General features: G+C 39.7%; 21 protein-coding genes. 13 read left to right on the top strand and 8 right to left on the bottom strand.

The features are described from left to right. Window positions 1-210 precede the first annotated feature (210 nt). Both C5N92_RS09950 and pssA read left to right on the top strand, forming a co-directional pair. Window positions 211-921 carry a hypothetical protein gene (locus C5N92_RS09950; protein WP_111750696.1) on the top strand — a complete coding sequence of 237 codons (711 nt, stop codon included), beginning with the start codon at window positions 211-213 and terminating at the stop codon, window positions 919-921. Window positions 922-1,083: 162 nt separating this feature from the next. Continuing rightward, complete coding sequence (gene pssA, locus C5N92_RS09945; RefSeq protein WP_111750695.1) at window positions 1,084-2,451, top strand: CDP-diacylglycerol--serine O-phosphatidyltransferase; 1,368 nt, start codon at window positions 1,084-1,086, stop codon at window positions 2,449-2,451. A 56-nt stretch (window positions 2,452-2,507) separates the two neighbouring features. Here the strand turns inward: pssA and C5N92_RS09940 are convergent, their stop codons facing one another. Together C5N92_RS09940 and rsmI are read right to left on the bottom strand one after the other, a co-directional pair. Next, on the bottom strand, window positions 2,508-2,993 hold the full coding sequence (locus C5N92_RS09940; protein WP_111750694.1) for a Dps family protein: 486 nt from the start codon (window positions 2,991-2,993) through the stop codon (window positions 2,508-2,510). Between the two features lie 188 nt (window positions 2,994-3,181). Further along, a complete protein-coding gene (rsmI, locus tag C5N92_RS09935) occupies window positions 3,182-4,048 on the bottom strand; it encodes a 16S rRNA (cytidine(1402)-2'-O)-methyltransferase (protein ID WP_111750693.1) in 867 nt (288 codons plus the stop codon). A gap of 89 nt (window positions 4,049-4,137) precedes the next feature. On the opposite strand from rsmI, the gene C5N92_RS09930 reads away from it, so the two are divergent. The 11 genes from C5N92_RS09930 to murA all read left to right on the top strand — a co-directional run bounded on the left by C5N92_RS09930 (window position 4,138) and on the right by murA (window position 12,405). Continuing rightward, entirely contained in the window at window positions 4,138-5,877 is a 1,740-nt protein-coding gene (locus C5N92_RS09930) for a penicillin-binding protein activator (protein ID WP_111750692.1), read from the top strand. Window position 5,878: 1 nt separating this feature from the next. After that, window positions 5,879-6,223, top strand: coding sequence for a YraN family protein (locus C5N92_RS09925; RefSeq protein ID WP_111750691.1), 345 nt, complete (start codon window positions 5,879-5,881; stop codon window positions 6,221-6,223). Between the two features lies 1 nt (window position 6,224). Next, window positions 6,225-6,815 carry a D-sedoheptulose-7-phosphate isomerase gene (locus tag C5N92_RS09920; protein ID WP_111750690.1) on the top strand — a complete coding sequence of 197 codons (591 nt, stop codon included), beginning with the start codon at window positions 6,225-6,227 and terminating at the stop codon, window positions 6,813-6,815. A gap of 17 nt (window positions 6,816-6,832) precedes the next feature. Further along, the gene (dolP, locus tag C5N92_RS09915; RefSeq protein ID WP_111750689.1) at window positions 6,833-7,423 is read left to right on the top strand and encodes a division/outer membrane stress-associated lipid-binding lipoprotein; all 591 of its coding nucleotides are present in this window, start codon (window positions 6,833-6,835) and stop codon (window positions 7,421-7,423) included. 155 nt (window positions 7,424-7,578) lie between these two features. Next, entirely contained in the window at window positions 7,579-8,379 is an 801-nt protein-coding gene (gene mlaF / locus C5N92_RS09910) for a phospholipid ABC transporter ATP-binding protein MlaF (protein WP_111750688.1), read from the top strand. Then, complete coding sequence (gene mlaE, locus C5N92_RS09905) at window positions 8,376-9,152, top strand: lipid asymmetry maintenance ABC transporter permease subunit MlaE (protein WP_111750687.1); 777 nt, start codon at window positions 8,376-8,378, stop codon at window positions 9,150-9,152. Before mlaF ends, mlaE begins: the two co-directional genes overlap by 4 nt. 63 nt (window positions 9,153-9,215) lie before the next feature. Next, on the top strand, window positions 9,216-9,725 hold the full coding sequence (gene mlaD, locus C5N92_RS09900; RefSeq protein WP_111750686.1) for an outer membrane lipid asymmetry maintenance protein MlaD: 510 nt from the start codon (window positions 9,216-9,218) through the stop codon (window positions 9,723-9,725). Between the two features lie 69 nt (window positions 9,726-9,794). Next, complete coding sequence (gene mlaC, locus C5N92_RS09895; protein ID WP_111750685.1) at window positions 9,795-10,430, top strand: phospholipid-binding protein MlaC; 636 nt, start codon at window positions 9,795-9,797, stop codon at window positions 10,428-10,430. A gap of 6 nt (window positions 10,431-10,436) precedes the next feature. After that, a complete protein-coding gene (locus C5N92_RS09890) occupies window positions 10,437-10,775 on the top strand; it encodes an STAS domain-containing protein (protein WP_111750684.1) in 339 nt (112 codons plus the stop codon). Between the two features lie 2 nt (window positions 10,776-10,777). Continuing rightward, the gene (locus C5N92_RS09885; RefSeq protein ID WP_111750683.1) at window positions 10,778-11,035 is read left to right on the top strand and encodes a BolA family protein; all 258 of its coding nucleotides are present in this window, start codon (window positions 10,778-10,780) and stop codon (window positions 11,033-11,035) included. A gap of 95 nt (window positions 11,036-11,130) precedes the next feature. Then, complete coding sequence (murA, locus tag C5N92_RS09880; protein WP_111750682.1) at window positions 11,131-12,405, top strand: UDP-N-acetylglucosamine 1-carboxyvinyltransferase; 1,275 nt, start codon at window positions 11,131-11,133, stop codon at window positions 12,403-12,405. Between the two features lie 101 nt (window positions 12,406-12,506). Here murA and serA read toward each other — a convergent pair whose 3' ends face one another. The 6 genes from serA to C5N92_RS11270 all read right to left on the bottom strand — a co-directional run bounded on the left by serA (window position 12,507) and on the right by C5N92_RS11270 (window position 18,462). Next, entirely contained in the window at window positions 12,507-13,739 is a 1,233-nt protein-coding gene (gene serA / locus C5N92_RS09875) for a phosphoglycerate dehydrogenase (RefSeq protein WP_111750681.1), read from the bottom strand. Between the two features lie 80 nt (window positions 13,740-13,819). Beyond that, the gene (rpiA, locus tag C5N92_RS09870) at window positions 13,820-14,479 is read right to left on the bottom strand and encodes a ribose-5-phosphate isomerase RpiA (RefSeq protein WP_111750680.1); all 660 of its coding nucleotides are present in this window, start codon (window positions 14,477-14,479) and stop codon (window positions 13,820-13,822) included. 99 nt (window positions 14,480-14,578) lie between these two features. Further along, entirely contained in the window at window positions 14,579-15,913 is a 1,335-nt protein-coding gene (gene glmM, locus C5N92_RS09865; RefSeq protein WP_111750679.1) for a phosphoglucosamine mutase, read from the bottom strand. A gap of 146 nt (window positions 15,914-16,059) precedes the next feature. Next, window positions 16,060-17,586, bottom strand: coding sequence for a threonine ammonia-lyase, biosynthetic (gene ilvA, locus C5N92_RS09860; protein WP_111750678.1), 1,527 nt, complete (start codon window positions 17,584-17,586; stop codon window positions 16,060-16,062). An 18-nt stretch (window positions 17,587-17,604) separates the two neighbouring features. Beyond that, a complete protein-coding gene (gene slyD / locus C5N92_RS09855) occupies window positions 17,605-18,180 on the bottom strand; it encodes a peptidylprolyl isomerase (protein ID WP_111750677.1) in 576 nt (191 codons plus the stop codon). 120 nt (window positions 18,181-18,300) lie between these two features. Beyond that, window positions 18,301-18,462, bottom strand: a complete 162-nt coding sequence (locus C5N92_RS11270; protein WP_165827755.1) for a hypothetical protein — start codon at window positions 18,460-18,462, stop codon at window positions 18,301-18,303. Window positions 18,463-18,467: the final 5 nt, after the last annotated feature.

Here is an 18,467-nt window from a genome sequence, read left to right as displayed (position 1 = left end):
GCGGGGTTTATCCCCGCCCGATATCATATCCATATTTTAAGGGTGGGGATAAACCCCACCCCTACGAGTTCTTTTGAGTCTTATGGAAATGCTACATAATATCGTAACAACCTAGAGTTTATACTCTAGGCTAAGCATAAGCCAGCTCCTCTAGGACTAAGTAATATTATTTAAATGATCTAGGAATTTATAATAATCTAATGAGGATATATGGGTAACTCAAATCAAAAAATCTGTTTCATTGTATGCCCTATTGGTAGTGATTCATCGGAAGCTAGAAAGCGTTCGGATACAGTTTTAAGGCATATAATTAAGCCAGTATGTGAAACTGCTGGTTATGAAGTTATTCGAGTAGATCAACTTGTTACTGTTGATCGAATTGACAGTACAATTATTAAATACTTAGATACAGCAGATTTAGTTATTGCGGATATGACAGATCATAATCCAAATGTATTTTATGAATTTGGCTATAGACAAGCAAAAAGGCTCCCTCTGATACCGATTATTCAAGAAAATGATAATATCCCTTTTGATGTTTCTACACTAAGAACCATCAAATATGTTATAGATAATCTTGATAAGGTTGATGATTGTAAAAAGCGTTTAGCTGAAACAATTCAATCATTTACGGATTCTGAAATGTCTCAGAATCACAATGATATGCAGCCTACAGCAACTTTTGAATCATCTGCATTTTTATCAATCCATGATAAGTTGGACGATATTATTGAATTATTACATCAAAAAAATACAGATATAATAGATATAGTTACTTCACAAGTTGCAAAATATGCTCAGCCTCAGCAGTCACCGGAAGTCACTTTAATGACAACATTATTGCCAACGTTATTACAAAATCCTGATGCGATGAATAATTTGATGCGTTTAAGTGAATTAGGTAATAAGACAAGAAAATAGACTATAATCTTAGATATAAAATCTCCCTTCTGAGCAATCTGTGTGAATTTAAAATGTTCTGTTAAGCAAATTTAAACTAAGCGAAGATTAGTGGTGAAGTAGGGAGCTTTCTTTTGGTTACTTTTCTTTGCACAAGCAAAGAAAAGTAACAGAGGATCTACAATGCTTATTCTAAACAAACAAACCCGTGCTAAACGCCACCTTGAAACACTCACCTTTATCCCACAATCAGCGGATAAAGTCGAATTTTTGGCAAGTAGTTCGGCGTTTAAACAGCAGATTTTAACCTTAATTAAACAAGCAAAATCTCGCATTTATTTGACTGCTTTATACTTTGAAAAAGATGAAGCAGGGCAAGAGGTGCTGGAGGCTTTGTATCAGGCAAAACAGGCAAATCCACAACTTGAAATTAAAGTTCTGGTTGATTGGCACAGGGCTCAACGTGGACGTATCGGTGAAGCGGCCCAAATGTCGAACGCGGATTGGTACACTCAAGTGCGTGAGAAATATGCTTTGTCGACTGAACAAGAGATTCAGTTTTATGGCGTGCCAGTCAATAAACGTGAGATCTTTGGCGTATTACATCTCAAAGGCTTTGTGTTTGACGACACCTTGCTGTATAGCGGTGCGAGTATTAACAACGTTTATTTACAACAGTTTGAACGCTATCGTTACGACCGTTATCACCAAATCGAAAATAAAGCGTTGGCGGATAGCTGGATTAATTTTATTCAGCAACATATTTTGGCTAATCCCGCGGTCAATCGTTTAGATCAGGCAAATCGTCCAAAAACCGTAGAAATCCGACCGCTTGTAAAAACGTTCCGCAAGGAATTGAGCCAACAGGCGTATTATTTTTCAGGCGTGTCGATGAATGAAGAGCAACTGATGGTGTCGCCATTGGTTGGATTAGGAAGAAAAAATCCGCTGAATAAAACGATTGAAGCGCTGTTCTTCCAAGTGCAACAAAAATTAACTATTTGCACTCCTTATTTCAATTTTCCCCGTTCGATTAGCCAACGCATTACGTGGTTGTTAGAAAACGGCAAACAGATTGAAATTATTGTCGGCGACAAAACGGCTAACGACTTTTTCACGCCTCCTGAAGAAAAATTTACAATGGCATCAGCATTGCCGTATCTGTATGAAAAGAACTTACGAGCTTTTGCTAGAAATTTTGACCGTTACATTCAAAATGGGCAATTAGTTATTCGTCTTTGGAAAGATGGAGAGAATACTTATCATCTTAAAGGTGTATGGATAGATAATCGCTATATTTTGTTAACAGGGAATAATTTGAACCCTAGGGCTTGGAAACTTGATGCAGAGAATGCGGTATTAGTATCTGATCCTAAAAGTGAGTTGATAGAAAAAGTAGAGCAAGAGTTAGCGCAGATTCGTACTTATACGACATTACTCACGCATTATAGCGATTTAGAAGAGATAAAAGATTATCCTGAAAAAGTGAAAAAATTATTGAAAAAATTTGGACGGGTAAAATTAGATAAGATTGTTAAAATGCTTCTATAGCTCCTAAACGTAAAAAGCTGATTTCAGAATATGAAATCAGCTTTTTGTTTAAGATATTATTGTTGGCACACACCGCAAGTTGCTGCAGAAGAGAACATCCAGACTAATTTTTCTTGCTCTTTGATGTAGTCACTCATTTGTGAGGCAGTACCTTCATCTCCTGCTTCATTTGCTAAGGCAAGGATCTCACGTTGTTGTTTTAACAACGTTTTGAAACCTTCTAAAGTTCCTGTTAAGCAGTGTTGAGCAGAGCTTGAACCAATATCTTCTTTTACTAAAGAAACGGTTAAATATTGGCTAAATGCATTTGCAGGGGTATGTCCAAGAGTAAGAATACGTTCTGCAATTTCATCTACTTTAACCACCAAATCATCGTAGATTTCTTCAAATTTTGCATGTAATTCAAAGAAACTAACACCTTTGATATTCCAGTGATAACCACGAACATTTGTATAGAATACTTGGTAACTCGCAAGCAAGTTATTAAGTTCTTTTGCTAATTTTGCAGATGTTGCTGTATCTAGACCGATTGAGTTAAACATAAAAATTCTCCTATAGAGTAATAAGTTAATTGACGCTAATTATAGCTGAAAAATTTTATTAAAACAGTGAATATAATTTATTCATTTAATAGAAAAAAACAATCGCTTAAATGAGATTAATTCCTTTTAAAAACAAATAGATAGTAATTATTACTGTTTGTAAAATTTCGGTAATAACTAACCGCTTGTTAATTCTTAAAATGAGCTAAACCATATTGGTATAATTCGTTCTTTTTATACCCAAAAGTATCTGCCACAATAGCAGATGCCTTCTTCAATGGTAATTCTTCACTGAGCCTTGCCAATAATTTAAGTGCTTGGGGTGAAATTTCATTGTTAGAAGACTGTTCTGACTTTCCTTCAACAATTAAGACAATTTCACCTTTGATGCGATTATTGTCTTCAGATAACCATGAAATAAGATTCGCAATGCTATCTCCATGTATAGTTTCCCACGTTTTCGTGAGCTCTCTTGCCATAACAAGATAGCGATCTTCTCCAAAGATGCTTTGCATATCAGAGAGACATTCTAAGATGCGATGCGTTGATTCATAGAAAATGAGCGTTCTTGGCTCATCAGATAACGCAGTGAGTTTATCGCAACGTGCTTTACTTTTGGCAGGAAGGAACCCTTCAAAACAAAAGCGGTCTGATGCAATACCTGAACTGCAAAGTGCCGTAATCGCAGCACAAGCCCCTGGTATTGGCACAATATGAATACCCGCTTGTCGACAATGGCGCACAAGATGAAACCCTGGATCGCTGATGAGTGGTGTTCCGGCATCAGATATTAAGGCGATATTTTGTCCTTGTTGTAATTTCTCAACCAAAATAGCGGCTTTTTGCTGTTCGTTGTGATCGTGTAAAGCGAAGAAAGGTTTTTTAATTCCGTAATGACTGAGTAATATGCCACTGTGTCGCGTATCTTCAGCGGCAATTAAATCAACGGTTTCTAATATTGTAAGAGCTCGTTGAGTGATATCGCTTAGGTTTCCGATTGGTGTGGCGACAATATATAATGTGCCAGTTTGTTCGTGATTATGTCCGTTTTTCATTTGATTTTCGCTTATTTGATAAGTAAGATCGCAAGATGTACCAACGCAGAGTTTAATAACACCCATTTCCAAATTTATGGAGCAATAAAATGCCAACTATTTTATTACAAAGTCGAGGCTTTCGCCAAAAAATGAAAACCCTTTTTATTCCAACAACGTTAGCGTTATTACTTGCGGCTTGTTCAAATAATAAAGTGACTGAAGCATTGAAAGATGAAGCTTACGCAAATTCAGAGTTTTATATTAATAAAGCAGATCAAAGTGGTAAAGAAGAAGAGCAACAGAGTTATCGTTTGCTCGCTGTACGAAAATTGATTGATGAAAATAAGGTAGTTGAAGCTCAAAATACCATGTCAGATATTGTTTTTGAGAAATTAAATGAACTTCAAAAACCGGAATATCAATTACTTTCTGCTCAATTAGCCGCACTTCAAGAAAAAAATGCTGAAGCTTACTCTATTTTGAAGGGGTTGCCACAAGGGCAATTAAGTCAATCTCAATTATTACGTGTATATCAAACTCAAGCTAAAATTGCAGAAAACCAAAAAGACGTGATTGAGGTCGTTAGAGCAAGATCGTTGATGGATAACTATATGACGGATACACAAAGCCGTCAGGCAAATAACGATAAAATTTGGGAAACATTACGTAATGCAAATCGTGGCATGTTAGAGAAAGCAACCGCAGGTCCAGGGGAAATGGGACTCGCAGGTTGGCTTGCTCTTTCTGTTGCTTACAATCAGCATATGTCTGCTCCAGAACAACTACCACAAGTAATCCAAAATTGGAAACAACAATATCCGAATCATTCGGCAGCGATGCTGATGCCTACAGAGTTACAAAATGTGCTTTCTTTCCAACAAACACAGCTTAATGGCGTAGCACTTTTGTTGCCTTTAAGTGGGGAAGGGAAAATCCTTGGTGATATTATCAAGCGAGGTTTTGATGATGCTAAAGGGCAAGATTCTATTGCCGTTCAAGTATTCGATACGGATAGTGCACCAGTTAATGATTTGTTGGTACAAGCAAAACAGCAAGGGGCTCAAACTGTTATTGGACCATTATTGAAAAATCGTGTTGATGAAATGTTGGTTAGCCCTGAAATTAACAACATTAATGTACTTGCATTAAATTCAACGCCTAATGTAAAAGCCGTTGCGAAGGTTTGTTATTATGGTTTATCTCCAGAAGCTGAAGCAAAATCAGCGGCAGAGCGTTTCCAAAAAGATGGATTAAACAACGCTGTTGTTTTGGCACCAAACGGCGATTTTGGGCAACGTTCAGCAGATGCTTTTGCACAACGTTGGCGCCAATTAACGAATCGAGATGCCGATATTCGTTACTATAATGAAGCATTTGAAGGCGTGTCTTTACTACAAAGTGCAGGGCTTGGTCAGGGCAGCGGGATTTATGTATTGGGTACCGCAGAGCAGTTATCAGATATTAAACAAGGTATTGATAATTCTCCTTTAGCTAACCAATATCCTATTTATACGTCATCACGTAGTAACTCGCCAAACAATGGACCAGATTTCCGTTTAACAATGGAAGGCGTAAAATTTAGTGAAATTCCACTCCTTTCAGATCCTGAATCTGCGGAGTACAAAAAAGCGGATCAAATTGCAGAAAGTGATTTTTCTATGATGCGTTTATATGCGATGGGATCAGATACATGGTCTATTGCAAATAAATTTAACGAATTTCGTCAAATTCCAGGCTATAAGGTTCACGGTTTAACGGGGATTTTAAGTGCTGGAACAAACTGTAATATTGAGCGTGAAATGAGCTGGTTACAGTATCGTGGTGGTAGCATTATTAACGCAAATTAAGATGAGAGCGCAAGGCTACTATTATGAACAGCAAGCTAAAGTGTTTTTAGAAAACCATGGTTTGTTGTTCATCGCACAAAATCAACAATTTAAATGTGGCGAGCTTGATTTAATTATGCAAGACCAAAGTACTTGGGTTTTTGTTGAAGTGAGACAACGTAAAAATGCGTACTTTGGTTCAGCAGTTGAGAGTATTAACTACCATAAGCAACAAAAGTGGAAAAAAGCGGCAAATTTGTGGCTAGCCAAAAGAAATCTTTCATTAGATACCGCAGATTGTCGATTTGATGTTGTTGCTTTTGAAGGTAATGATGCACCTTTATGGATAAAAAATTTTTTAGGGTAAGATGTTAGAAAAAATTCAAGATCGCTTTAGTGAAAGTATTCAAATTCAAATAGCTTCTGCAGAGTTATTACCTAATGTTTTAAATGAAGCTGCTAATCGCATTGTGGCATGTTTGCTTCGTGGAAATAAAGTGATTGTATGTGGCTATGGACGTTCCTATGCGAATGCACAGTTATTGGTGAGCAATCTCTTACATCGTTATGAACTTGTTCGACCAAGCCTTGCTGCCCATTTGTTACAATTTGATGGCATGCTTGTAGGGTGTTTAAATCAAGATCAAGATTTAACACAAATATATCGAAAACAGTTACAAGCGGTTGCAAAAGAGGGGGATCTTTTTATTGCATTTTCACCTATTGGCAATGAAGAAGCTGTACTAAATGCGATTCACTGTGCGAATAATGAAAATTTAGAGATCTGCGCATTTACCAGTAGTCGAAATGATCATACAACCGGCTTGTTAGATGACGGGGATCTTGAAATTGAAATGCCATCTATCAATGAGATGAGAATCATTGAAGGTCATCAATTCTGTGTCAACATTATTTGTGAATTGGTGGATAACTTACTCTTTCCAACCACATCAAATTAATCGTTAAGGAGATTATTATGTTTTCATTCGTGAAAAAAATCGGGTTAGTTGGACTTTTTAGTGTCACTTTTTTATCCTTGCAAGGTTGTTTAGCAACAGCCGTTGTTGTAGGCGGAGCAACCGCAGCCAAAGTAGCAACAGATCCTAGAAGTACAGGACGCCAAATTGATGATGAAACCTTAGAAGAAAAAGTGGCTTATAATCTGAATAAAGATGAACAAATTAAGTCAGAAGCGCGTATTAATGTGGTTTCATATAATGGTAAAGTATTACTTATTGGACAAGCTCCGAATGAGTCAGCAAAAGAAGCTGCGAAAAATGTAGCTGCAGGAGTAGATAGCGTATCTACAGTTTATAATGAAATCAGAGTTGGTGAAAAAATTGGTGTTGCTCAAATTAGCAAAGATAGCTGGATTACCACAAAAGTGAAATCTCAATTACTTGTTAATGATGAAGTGAAAGCAACGGAAGTCAAAGTTATCACCGAGAATGGCGAAGTATTTTTAATGGGAAATTTATCGAGTACTCAAGCAAATGCAGCCGCTGAAGTTGCTCGAAATGTAAGTGGTGTTGTCAAAGTGATTAAAGTGATCACTTATGTACAATAATTTGTAGCGATATCATGTAGATCGGCATATTGAATAAACGCCTATCAATATGCCTTTTTTATTGGAAAGAAATTTGTCAATTTTTTTAAATAACATTGACTTTAATAAGGTCATCATTGATTATCGCAAGCTATTTTTTAACCTAGAGAGACCGAATGCGTAATGAAGAGAATTTGGTTGAAGTAAAGCATCTCACCTTTAAACGAGGTGAAAGAGTGATTTATGACAATCTCAATCTAAAAGTGCAGAAAGGCAAAGTAACGGCAATTATGGGACCATCAGGGATTGGGAAAACGACCCTACTACGCCTTATTGGTGGTCAAATTTTACCTGAAAGCGGTGAAATACTCTTTGATGGACAAGATATTTGCCAAGCAAATAATAAAACCTTGTACCAAATTCGTCAGCGAATGGGCATGTTATTTCAATCAGGCGCATTATTTACCGATTTATCTACCTTTGATAATGTTGCGTTTCCTATTCGTGAACATACCCGTTTACCAGAAGAATTAATTCGTAAACTTGTTTTAATGAAATTAGAAGCAGTCGGATTAAGAGGGGCTGCACAGCTTATGCCTTCAGAACTATCAGGCGGTATGGCACGTCGAGCTGCGTTAGCTCGAGCGATTGCCTTAGATCCCGATCTGATCATGTATGATGAACCATTTACAGGGCAGGATCCTATTAGCATGGGCGTGATTGTTGAATTAATTAAAAAGCTAAATCAAGCGCTTAATTTGACATCGATTGTGGTTTCCCATGATGTCACAGAAGTGTTAAGTATCGCAGATTATGCCTACATTATTGCCGATAAGCGAATTATTGCAGAAGGTATACCTGAAGCATTATTAGCAAGTCAAGATCCGCAAGTCGTGCAATTTTTAGCGGGAAAATCAGATGGACCGGTGAGATTTCATTATCCTGCGGAAGATTATACGAAGGAGCTGTTTCAATGATAGGATTCATTTCATCTGTTGGACGCTCAGTGATCCACTTTATCCAAGCCTTTGGGCGAGCGAGCTTTATGCTCTGGGGCGCACTGGTTGGTAAACCTGAATTTCGTAAGCATACGCCATTATTGATTAAGCAACTGCATGTATTAGGTGTTCAATCCTTATTAATTATCATGCTTTCAGGCTTATTTATTGGTATGGTACTTGGCTTACAAGGCTACGTGGTTCTTGTTGATTTTTCAGCAGAAACAAGCTTAGGACAGTTAGTTTCTCTTTCTCTTTTACGTGAATTAGGTCCTGTGGTGACAGCATTATTATTTGCTGGGCGAGCAGGTTCTGCATTAACGGCAGAAATAGGCTTAATGAAAGCGACAGAACAGCTATCTAGTTTAGAAATGATGGCGGTTGACCCACTTCGCCGCGTCATTGCACCACGCTTTTGGGCGGGGGTAATTGCTATGCCAATTTTGGCTGTTATTTTTACAGCTATTGGTATTTGGGGCGGATCACTTGTTGGCGTGGATTGGAAAGGCGTAGATTCAGGCAGTTTCTGGTCTGTGATGCAAAGTAGCGTTACTGTTAGCGATTTACTTAATGGCTTTATTAAGAGTGCCGTATTTGCTTTTGCGGTAGTATGGATTGCCTTATTTAATGGCTATGATGCGTTGCCAACATCAGAAGGGATTAGCCAAGCAACAACAAGAACCGTTGTTCATGCATCATTAGTGATTTTAGGCTTAGATTTTATTTTAACGGCGATTATGTTTGGTGGCTAAGCGCCATTTTGCAAAAAATAAAGCAAAAGTGACCGCTTGTAGCTCATTTCAATAAGGAAAATTATGCGTCAATCAATTAAATATGAATTTTGGGTAGGCTTGTTTGTTCTACTTGGCTTAGGAGCTTTAATCTTTTTAGGCTTGCGAGTTGCCAATGTGCAAGGTTTTAGTTCTGAAAAAACTTATGCGCTTTATGCAACTTTTGATAATATTGGTGGACTAAAGGTTCGCGCACCGATTAAGGTCGGTGGCGTTGTTGTAGGACGAGTCTCAGATATTCAACTTGATCCAAAAACCTATACGCCGAAAGTGACTTTAGCGATTAATGAAGAATTTAACCAAATTCCAGATACAAGTTCACTTTCAATTAAAACAGCTGGTTTACTCGGAGAACAATATATTGCCTTAAATGTTGGCTTTGTTCTTGAAGGTGAAACAAGCATGTTAAAAGCAGGAGATACTTTTGCGGATACAAATTCAGCAATGGTACTCGAAGATTTAATTGGTCAGTTCTTATATGGTGATAAGAAATCTGATACAAAAGAAGAAGCCGCTGAGCCAAAAGCGGAATAAGTAACAGGCATATGCCTATTATCATTTGATAAAAGTGGAGTTTTCCACCTAAACTTTGGAGTTTTAAACATGATCAAAACCCTTAAAAATCTTTTTGTTGCTGGTTTAGTTGCGGTTTCTGCGCTAGTTTCAACAACGGCATTTGCTTCAACAAGCCCTTATGTTTTAATGCAACAAACAGCAGATAAACTTTTCGGGGATATCAAAGCAAATCAAAGCAAAATTCAAAAAGATCCTAACTATTTACGTACCATTGTGCGTAATGATTTAATGCCACATGTTCATGTGAAATATGCAGGACAATTAGTGTTAGGTAAAAATTTAGCGTCAGCCACAGATGCACAACGTGAAGCATTCTTCACTGCGTTTGGTCAATTTATTGAACAATCTTATGCGCAAGTTTTAACGCAATACAAAGATCAACAAGTTCAAATTGAAAGTGAAAAACCAGTGGGTGACAAGTCTATCGTTAGCATCCGTGTCAATGTATTACAATCAGGTAATGCACAGCCAATTAAACTTGATTTCAAATGGCGTAAAAACAGCAAAACAGGTGAATGGCAAGCATATGATATGGCGGCTGAAGGCGTGAGTATGGTGGCAACGAAGCAAAATGAATGGAGTGGTGTTTTACGTCAACAAGGTATTGATGCACTCACAGCTCAAGTTGCTCAATCAGCAAAACAACCTATTACTTTAAAATAATTCTGTATGCAATCTAAAAATCCATTACAATGGGACATTCAGCAAAATAATGAAAGCTTGATCGTTCAGTTGTCTGGTGACTTTACTCGTGACACGTTGCTTCCGTTATGGAAGCAACGTGCTTCTTTTTTATCACCAAAAAGCAACCAACATATTTATTGGGATCTCAAATCGCTTACCAGTATCGATTCTTCGGGCTTCACATTACTTGCAGAACTTCTTAACCATTATCAACAAAAAAATCCAAACAGCCTATTAAATGCGCCGTCAACAGTGTATAGCTTAGCGGAATTATTTGATTTAGCTGATTGGTTTAAAACTTTTTTATCTCAAGAGAAAAAATAACAATGGAACCAAAACAAATTGAAGAAATTCTAAAAAATGCGCTAGACCTTGATGAAGTCTATGTGCAAGGTGAAAATTCACACTATGGCGTTATTGCTGTCAGCGATGCATTCGCATCATTATCAAAAGTAAAACAACAACAAATGATTTATGGCCCATTAACTGAATTTTTTGCCACAAATGCCATTCATGCATTAACAATCAAAACATTTACAACAGAACAGTGGAAGAGAGAACGTCTTCTCAATATGGCTGGTTAATTTAAAATTGAAGATAAAATACAAAAAAGTGAGTTAATCTCACCGCTTGTAGTGTTTTATATTTGATTTTTTGTCTCATTATTTAAGGAATCAAGATGGAAAAATTTCGTGTGCACGGCCCCTTTACATTAAGTGGAACGGTAGATATTTCAGGTGCAAAAAATGCTGCCCTGCCGATTTTATTTGCGGCTATTTTGGCGGAAGAACCTGTTGTTTTAACGAACGTACCTAATTTAAAAGATGTCGATACGACATTTAAAATTTTACGTAAGTTAGGTGTGGTTGTAGAACGTAAAGAAGATAATGCTGTTCATATTGATGCAAGTCGCATTGACCATTATGTCGCACCTTATGAATTAGTGAAAACCATGCGTGCATCCATTTGGGCTTTAGCGCCGTTACTCACACGTTTCCATCAAGGACAAGTATCATTACCGGGGGGATGTACTATCGGTGCCCGTCCTGTTGATATGCATATTGCAGGTCTTGAAAAAATGGGGGCAGAAATTACCCTTGATGAAGGTTATGTCAAAGCAGAAGTGAGCGGACGTTTATCTGGTGCGCGTGTGTTAATGGACAAAGTGAGTGTTGGTGCCACATTATCTGTCATGATGGCAGCAACCTTAGCAAAAGGTATAACTGTTATTGAGAATGCGGCACGTGAGCCTGAAGTGGTAGATACCGCTATTTTCCTGAATAAAATGGGTGCAAAAATTCAAGGTGCAGGCAGCGATATGATCACTATTGAAGGTGTTGAACGTTTAGGTGGTTGTGAACATCATATCGTACCAGACCGTATTGAAACAGGGACATTCCTTGTTGCTGCAGCGATTTCAGGAGGACGTATTACTTGCCGTGGTACAAAAGCAGATACCTTAGATGCGGTGATTGAAAAATTACGTGAAGCAGGCATGCAAGTTGATGTGACAGAAGATACTATTACTCTTGACTCACTTGGTATGCGTCCAAAAGCGGTTAATATCCGCACGATGCCACACCCGGGCTTCCCAACCGATATGCAAGCACAATTTACGTTATTGAATGTCGTTGCAAATGGTACAAGCCGAATTACTGAAACAATTTTTGAAAACCGTTTTATGCATATTCCTGAATTAATTCGTATGGGTGCAAAAGCAGAAATTGAAGGTAATACCGCTATTTGCCACGGTGTCGACGCGTTATCTGCGGCAGAAGTGATGGCGACCGATTTACGTGCATCAATCAGTTTAGTCTTAGCGGGCTGTATTGCTAATGGTGAAACTATCGTGGATCGTATTTATCACATCGATCGAGGATATGAACATATTGAAGAGAAATTACAGAAATTAGGCGCTCGAATCGAAAGATTTAATGCACCATTTGAAGAGTAGCTATAACAGAGAAAAGAGTGCTCTTTAAGCCTCAAATAACAAGCGGTAGGATTCGTAAAATATTTTGCAAATCCTACCGCTGTTTGTTTTATAGAATAATACTAATAGAGAACACGGGCTTTAATTGTCCCATCAATTTCTTTCAAACGAGCGAGAGCTTCAGTCGTATTTTCAGTTTCTACATCAATCACCACATAACCAATCGTAGGGTCGGTTTGTAAGAATTGTGCGGCAATATTGACGTTTGCATCCACAAATACTTGGTTGATTTTGTTTAACACGCCCGGGTGATTTTCGTGAATATGCAATAAACGTTTTGTTCCTTTGTGTTCTGGCAATGAGACTTCAGGGAAGTTTACCGCAGAAAGGGTTGAGCCGTTATCCGAATATTTCACAAACTTGTTTGCGACTTCTGTACCGATATTCTCTTGGGCTTCAGAGGTTGAACCGCCAATGTGTGGGGTTAAGATCACATTATCAAAAGCACAAAGTGGTGATTCAAATGGGTCGTTAATTGACGCAGGCTCTTCAGGGAACACGTCTAATGCCGCACCACGTAATTTACCTGATTTCAAGGTTTCAACTAGCGCATCAATATCTACTACCGTACCACGAGCTGCATTGATGAGAACTGACCCTTCTTTCATCTGCGCTAAACGTTCTGCATTGATTAAGTTCTTCGTTGAAGCATTTTCAGGCACATGTAATGAAATCGCATCACAAGTCGCAAGTAGCTCTTGTAAGCTTGAGACTTGTTGAGCATTACCGAGCGGTAATTTATTTTCAATATCGTAGAAGTAAACTTGCATACCAATTGATTCAGCAATAATACTTAATTGTGAACCGATGTGGCCGTAGCCGATGATCCCCAATTTTTTACCACGCACTTCATTTGAGCCTGCTGCTGATTTATCCCAAATGCCACGGTGAACTTCTGCATTGGCTTTTGGCACTTGACGCATTAATACAATGATTTCGCCTAACACTAATTCTGCAACAGAACGGGTATTTGAGAAGGGCGCATTGAACACAGGAATACCACGGCGTTTTGCTGATTCTAAATCGACTTGGTTAGTGCCGATACAGAAGCAACCCACCGCAATTAATTTTTGCGCTTGTTGTAATACTTCGTCGGTTAGGAAGGTGCGAGAACGAATCCCAAGAAAATGAGCATCTTTGATCGCATCAATCAGCTCTTGACCATCAAGGGCTTTTTTGTAGTATTCAATATTGCTATAACCTGCATTTTTTAGCACATCAATGGCATTTTGATGTACGCCTTCAAGCAGTACAAATTTGATTTTAGATTTATCTAGAGAAACTTTAGTTGTCATCTTTGCCTTCCTTATATAGTAGAGAGCGGAAAGTCGAACGTGAATAAAGAGAAATTCAACTTTCCGTTTTTTTATTATGTCTATTCAATAATTTTCGCACCGTCAGGTGTGCCAACAATAGTCACATTGGCATAACGTTGTGCAAAAATCCCGTTAGTCACTACTCCTGCGATATTGTTGATCGTATGTTCCATTTTTAACGGCTCAAGAATTTTAAAGTTATATACATCTAAAATCACATTGCCGTTGTCAGTTACCACACCTTCACGATATTCAGGCGAACCGCCCAACGCCACCAACTGGCGAGCCACATAAGAGCGAGCCATTGGGATCACTTCCACAGGTAGAGCAAAAGTAGAGCCTAACACATCCACTTGCTTACTGGAATCAACAATACAGATGAATTTTTTTGCTAATGAACTCACAATTTTTTCACGAGTGAGTGCCGCACCGCCGCCCTTAATCATATAGCCTTGTGGCGTAATCTCGTCCGCCCCGTCAATATAGACATCAAGTTCTGTCACTTCATTGGCACTAAATACTTCAATGCCTAAGGCTCTCAAACGTTCTTCAGACGCTTTTGACGCAGCAACCGCCCCTTTAATATCGTCAGCCATTTCACCTAACGCATCAATAAAGCAGTTCACTGTTGAACCGCTACCGACCCCAACAATCGTATCGGGTTTCACATATTGCAATGCAGCCCGTGCTGCGATTTTTTTCATTTCTAGTTGATCCATATGATTCCTCCTTAAGCAAACGTTTGCGTTATTATAATTAAAAAAAGATCAAGCGGTAAGATCCCGGCAACATTTTACCAAGATCCTACCGCTTGTTAATTAGTTACGTTTCACCGCTTCGGCGATCTCTTCCGCACAGCTTTGAGCTAAAGCCCCGTCTTCACATTCTACCATTACACGAATAAGTGGCTCTGTGCCTGACTTGCGTAATAAGATGCGTCCTTTGCCCGCTAAACGTTGTTCAACATCTTTCGCTACCGCTTTGACTTCATCGCTCTCTAGTGGGTTTGCACCGCCTGCAAAGCGGACGTTGATCAACACTTGTGGGAACAACGGTACGGCTTTGGCTAAATCGGCTAGGCTCATTTTGTGGGTTGCCATTGCTGCAAGCACTTCTAATGAAGCCACAATGCCGTCACCTGTGGTGTTTTTATCCAACACGATTATATGCCCTGAATTTTCGCCGCCGAGTTTCCAGCCTTTTTCTTTCAACACTTCAAGCACATAGCGGTCGCCCACGTTGGCACGAGCAAACGGAATAGCAAGCTCTTTTAAGGCAAGCTCAAGGCTCATATTGCTCATTAATGTACCAACCACGCCACCTTTGAGTTTGCCTGAACGTAAGGCTTCACGGGCGATGATAAACAGAATTTGGTCGCCATCGACTTTGTTACCTAATTGATCGACCATAATTAAGCGGTCGCCGTCTCCGTCATAGGCTAAACCAACATCAGCTCCAGCTTCAACTACCACTTGTTGCAACGCTTTGATGTCCGTTGCACCACATTTTTCGTTGATGTTTAAGCCATTTGGGTGTGTGCCGATTTCGATCACTTCCGCCCCTAATTCACGCATTACGCTTGGAGCGATGTGGTAGGTTGCACCGTTGGCACAATCGACCACGATTTTATAACCGTCAAGGCTTAAATGGGACGGGAAAGTGCTTTTGCAAAATTCGATATAACGTCCTGCGGCATCATTGATACGGCTTGCACGTCCAAGTTCTGCAGACGCTACGCAATCCATTGGTTGATCGAGCATTGCTTCAATCGCTTCTTCCACTTCATCGGGTAATTTTTCGCCGACTGCAGAGAAGAATTTGATGCCGTTATCATCGTAAGGGTTGTGAGAAGCAGAGATCACAATACCTGCTTCTGCACGGAAAGTGCGAGTTAAATAGGCAATCGCAGGGGTTGGCATTGGACCTGTAAACGCCGCTGACAAGCCTGCCGCCGCTAAACCTGCTTCTAATGCCGATTCTAACATGTAGCCTGAAATACGGGTGTCTTTACCGATTAAGACCTTTTTTGAACCTTGAGTGGCAAGTACTTTACCAGCTGCCCAACCAAGTTTTAAGGCAAAATCAGGGGTAATCGGATATTGTCCTACTTTGCCACGCACACCATCGGTGCCGAAATATTTACGTTCTGCCATAAAATTGTCCTTTTAAATAGGATTATTGTGCGGACACACGCAGTGTGTCCCTACCACAAATTTGTTAATGCTCTATCGTAGGGACACACTGCGTGTGTCCGTAGATGATGAATAACTACAAATGTTTTACCAAATCTCACCGCTTGTTATTTTAAAAAATAACGATAAGCAGGGCTGTCGCTGACATTTTGATAGCGATAGCCAAGTTTTTCTAAATCTTGTTGGAAAGTCTCTTTTTCTGTCTCTTTCACTACAAATGCCGCCAAAATATCTCCATAATCCGCTCCGTGAGCTCGATAATGGAATAGGGAAATATCCCAGTTGGTCAGCGTTTGTAAAAACTTCAACAACGCCCCTTTTTGCTCAGGAAATTCAAAGCTGTACAGTTCTTCTTGTTCTATTGAACTTGGACGACCGCCGACCATATAGCGAATATGGGTTTTGGCAATATCATCATCGGAAAGATCGGCGACTGAATAGCCGTTTTGTTGTAAATCTTTGATAATTTCCGATTTTTCGGCATTACCACTGATCCGAACCCCAACGAAAATGCAAGCCTGTTGATCGTCAGCGTGGCGATAGTTAAATTCAGTGACTGCACGATTGCCGATCAGTTGGCAAAATTCAAGAAATGCCCCTTTTTGTTCAGGAATGGTAACAGCCAGCAACGCTTCGTGTTTTTCGCCGATTTCGCAACGCTCTGAAACATAACGTAGCGTATGGAAATTCAGGTTCGCCCCCGACAAAATACAAGCTAAATTTTTGCCTTGAAGATTGTGTTGTGCCACATATTTTTTCAAGCCAGCCAAAGACAACGCCCCTGATGGCTCTGCCACTGCTCGCACGTTTTCAAACACATCTTTCAGTGCCGCACAGACTTCATCATTATCAACCAACACTACATCATCAACATATTGCTGACACAAGCGGAAGGTTTCATCGCCGATCCGTTTAACTGCCACACCGTCTGCAAACAGCCCAACTCGGTCTAAGTCCACAGGTTGCCCTGCTTGTAACGCATAAAACAAACACGCCGAGTCCTTTGATTCCACGCCGATAATTTTAATTTCAGGCATCAACTGCTTAATCAACACTGCAATGCCCGCAATCAAACCGCCGCCGCCAACGGGAATAAACACATAGTTAAGATCGGCATTTTGTTGCAACAATTCCATACCGATAGAGCCTTGCCCTGCAATCACTAAAGGGTGATCGAAGGGGTGAACAAAGGTCATATTTAATTCTTTGGACAGCTCAATCGCTTTGGCTTTGGCTTCATCGAAATTTGCCCCGTAGAGCAACACTTCGCCGCCAAATCCACGCACCGCATCGACTTTGATTGACGGTGTATTTTGTGGCATCACAATTAATGCACGCAAACCGAGATGTTTTGCAGACAGGGCAACGCCTTGGGCATGATTGCCTGCTGACGCTGCAATCACACCTGCGTTTTTTTGAGCAGGGAAAAGGTTCGAAATCATCGCATAAGCCCCACGCAGTTTAAAACTATGCACAGGCTGGCGATCTTCTCGCTTAATGGAAATCGTATTACCCAAACGCTCCGAGAGCTTTTCCATTTTTTGCAATGGCGTGACTTGGGCAAGATCGTAGATTTTAGAACTTAAAATGGCACGGAGATAATCCGTGCCTGATTGTAAAGGGGTATCACTCATCGTTCCACCAAACCTAAATTAGTGGTTGCAGCCACAACCACCGTGTCCGTGATGGTGGTGATGGTCATGATCGTGATGACCGCCACAGCAAGTGTGTTCTTCATCATGATCGTGTCCACAGCAGCCACCTTCTTGGTGAATATGACCGTGAGCGATCTCTTCTAATGTCGCTTCACGCGTTGCAACAACTTCTACAGAGAAGAGTAACTCTTGACCAGCTAACATATGGTTGCCATCAACAACTACTTCATCGCCATCAACTTCAGTGATCACCACAGGCAATGGACCTAAGTCAGTGTCTGCGATAAAACGCATACCGACTTCTAATTCATCAACGCCCATAAACACTTCTTTTGGTACACGTTGCACCATATTTTCGTTGTATTCACCGTAAGCTTCTTCAGGTTTAACACGCACTTCAAAAGTATCGCCAACCGCTTTGCCTTCTAACGCATTTTCTAAACCGATCACAAGGTTGTTATGACCGTGTAAGTATTCTAATGGTTGCTCAACAGGCGCTTCATCAACTAATACGCCATCTTGTGTACGAACTTGGTATGCAATGCTAGGCACAACGTTTTTAGTAATTTTCATGTAAGTATTCCTTATTTATGGATAAAAATTTCAAGCATTGTAGCTTGTTATGTAGGATTTGCAAATTTTAGAAAGAAAGTGACCGCTTGTAGTGATACAGCGGCCATTTTAAGATTATCATTAATCTGTAATATCAGGGGTTACAGCATCTGCCACATCAACAGCGGCACCGACTACCGTTGTTGCAGCCCCAACCGTTGCACCAACAACCGATGTCACAAGGCAAGCACTTAATGTGCTACAGAGAAGAATTAATCCGAAAATATTAACTAAGTGTTTCATATCAA

It is taken from the genome of Glaesserella australis, assembly GCF_003260095.1.
Lineage (GTDB): Bacteria > Pseudomonadota > Gammaproteobacteria > Enterobacterales > Pasteurellaceae > Glaesserella > Glaesserella australis.
This window is presented reverse-complemented; position numbering and strand designations above follow the sequence as displayed.

Excerpts from the sequence above, each read along its gene's own strand:
- C5N92_RS09950 (WP_111750696.1), top strand. The coding sequence starts at position 211 with ATGGGTAACTCAAATCAAAAAATCTGTTTCATTGTATGCCCTATTGGT.
- pssA (WP_111750695.1), top strand. The coding sequence starts at position 1,084 with ATGCTTATTCTAAACAAACAAACCCGTGCTAAACGCCACCTTGAAACA.
- C5N92_RS09940 (WP_111750694.1), bottom strand. The coding sequence starts at position 2,993 with ATGTTTAACTCAATCGGTCTAGATACAGCAACATCTGCAAAATTAGCA.
- rsmI (WP_111750693.1), bottom strand. The coding sequence starts at position 4,048 with ATGAAAAACGGACATAATCACGAACAAACTGGCACATTATATATTGTC.
- C5N92_RS09930 (WP_111750692.1), top strand. The coding sequence starts at position 4,138 with ATGCCAACTATTTTATTACAAAGTCGAGGCTTTCGCCAAAAAATGAAA.
- C5N92_RS09925 (WP_111750691.1), top strand. The coding sequence starts at position 5,879 with ATGAGAGCGCAAGGCTACTATTATGAACAGCAAGCTAAAGTGTTTTTA.
- C5N92_RS09920 (WP_111750690.1), top strand. The coding sequence starts at position 6,225 with ATGTTAGAAAAAATTCAAGATCGCTTTAGTGAAAGTATTCAAATTCAA.
- dolP (WP_111750689.1), top strand. The coding sequence starts at position 6,833 with ATGTTTTCATTCGTGAAAAAAATCGGGTTAGTTGGACTTTTTAGTGTC.
- mlaF (WP_111750688.1), top strand. The coding sequence starts at position 7,579 with ATGCGTAATGAAGAGAATTTGGTTGAAGTAAAGCATCTCACCTTTAAA.
- mlaE (WP_111750687.1), top strand. The coding sequence starts at position 8,376 with ATGATAGGATTCATTTCATCTGTTGGACGCTCAGTGATCCACTTTATC.
- mlaD (WP_111750686.1), top strand. The coding sequence starts at position 9,216 with ATGCGTCAATCAATTAAATATGAATTTTGGGTAGGCTTGTTTGTTCTA.
- mlaC (WP_111750685.1), top strand. The coding sequence starts at position 9,795 with ATGATCAAAACCCTTAAAAATCTTTTTGTTGCTGGTTTAGTTGCGGTT.
- C5N92_RS09890 (WP_111750684.1), top strand. The coding sequence starts at position 10,437 with ATGCAATCTAAAAATCCATTACAATGGGACATTCAGCAAAATAATGAA.
- C5N92_RS09885 (WP_111750683.1), top strand. The coding sequence starts at position 10,778 with ATGGAACCAAAACAAATTGAAGAAATTCTAAAAAATGCGCTAGACCTT.
- murA (WP_111750682.1), top strand. The coding sequence starts at position 11,131 with ATGGAAAAATTTCGTGTGCACGGCCCCTTTACATTAAGTGGAACGGTA.
- serA (WP_111750681.1), bottom strand. The coding sequence starts at position 13,739 with ATGACAACTAAAGTTTCTCTAGATAAATCTAAAATCAAATTTGTACTG.
- rpiA (WP_111750680.1), bottom strand. The coding sequence starts at position 14,479 with ATGGATCAACTAGAAATGAAAAAAATCGCAGCACGGGCTGCATTGCAA.
- glmM (WP_111750679.1), bottom strand. The coding sequence starts at position 15,913 with ATGGCAGAACGTAAATATTTCGGCACCGATGGTGTGCGTGGCAAAGTA.
- ilvA (WP_111750678.1), bottom strand. The coding sequence starts at position 17,586 with ATGAGTGATACCCCTTTACAATCAGGCACGGATTATCTCCGTGCCATT.
- slyD (WP_111750677.1), bottom strand. The coding sequence starts at position 18,180 with ATGAAAATTACTAAAAACGTTGTGCCTAGCATTGCATACCAAGTTCGT.
- C5N92_RS11270 (WP_165827755.1), bottom strand. The coding sequence starts at position 18,462 with ATGAAACACTTAGTTAATATTTTCGGATTAATTCTTCTCTGTAGCACA.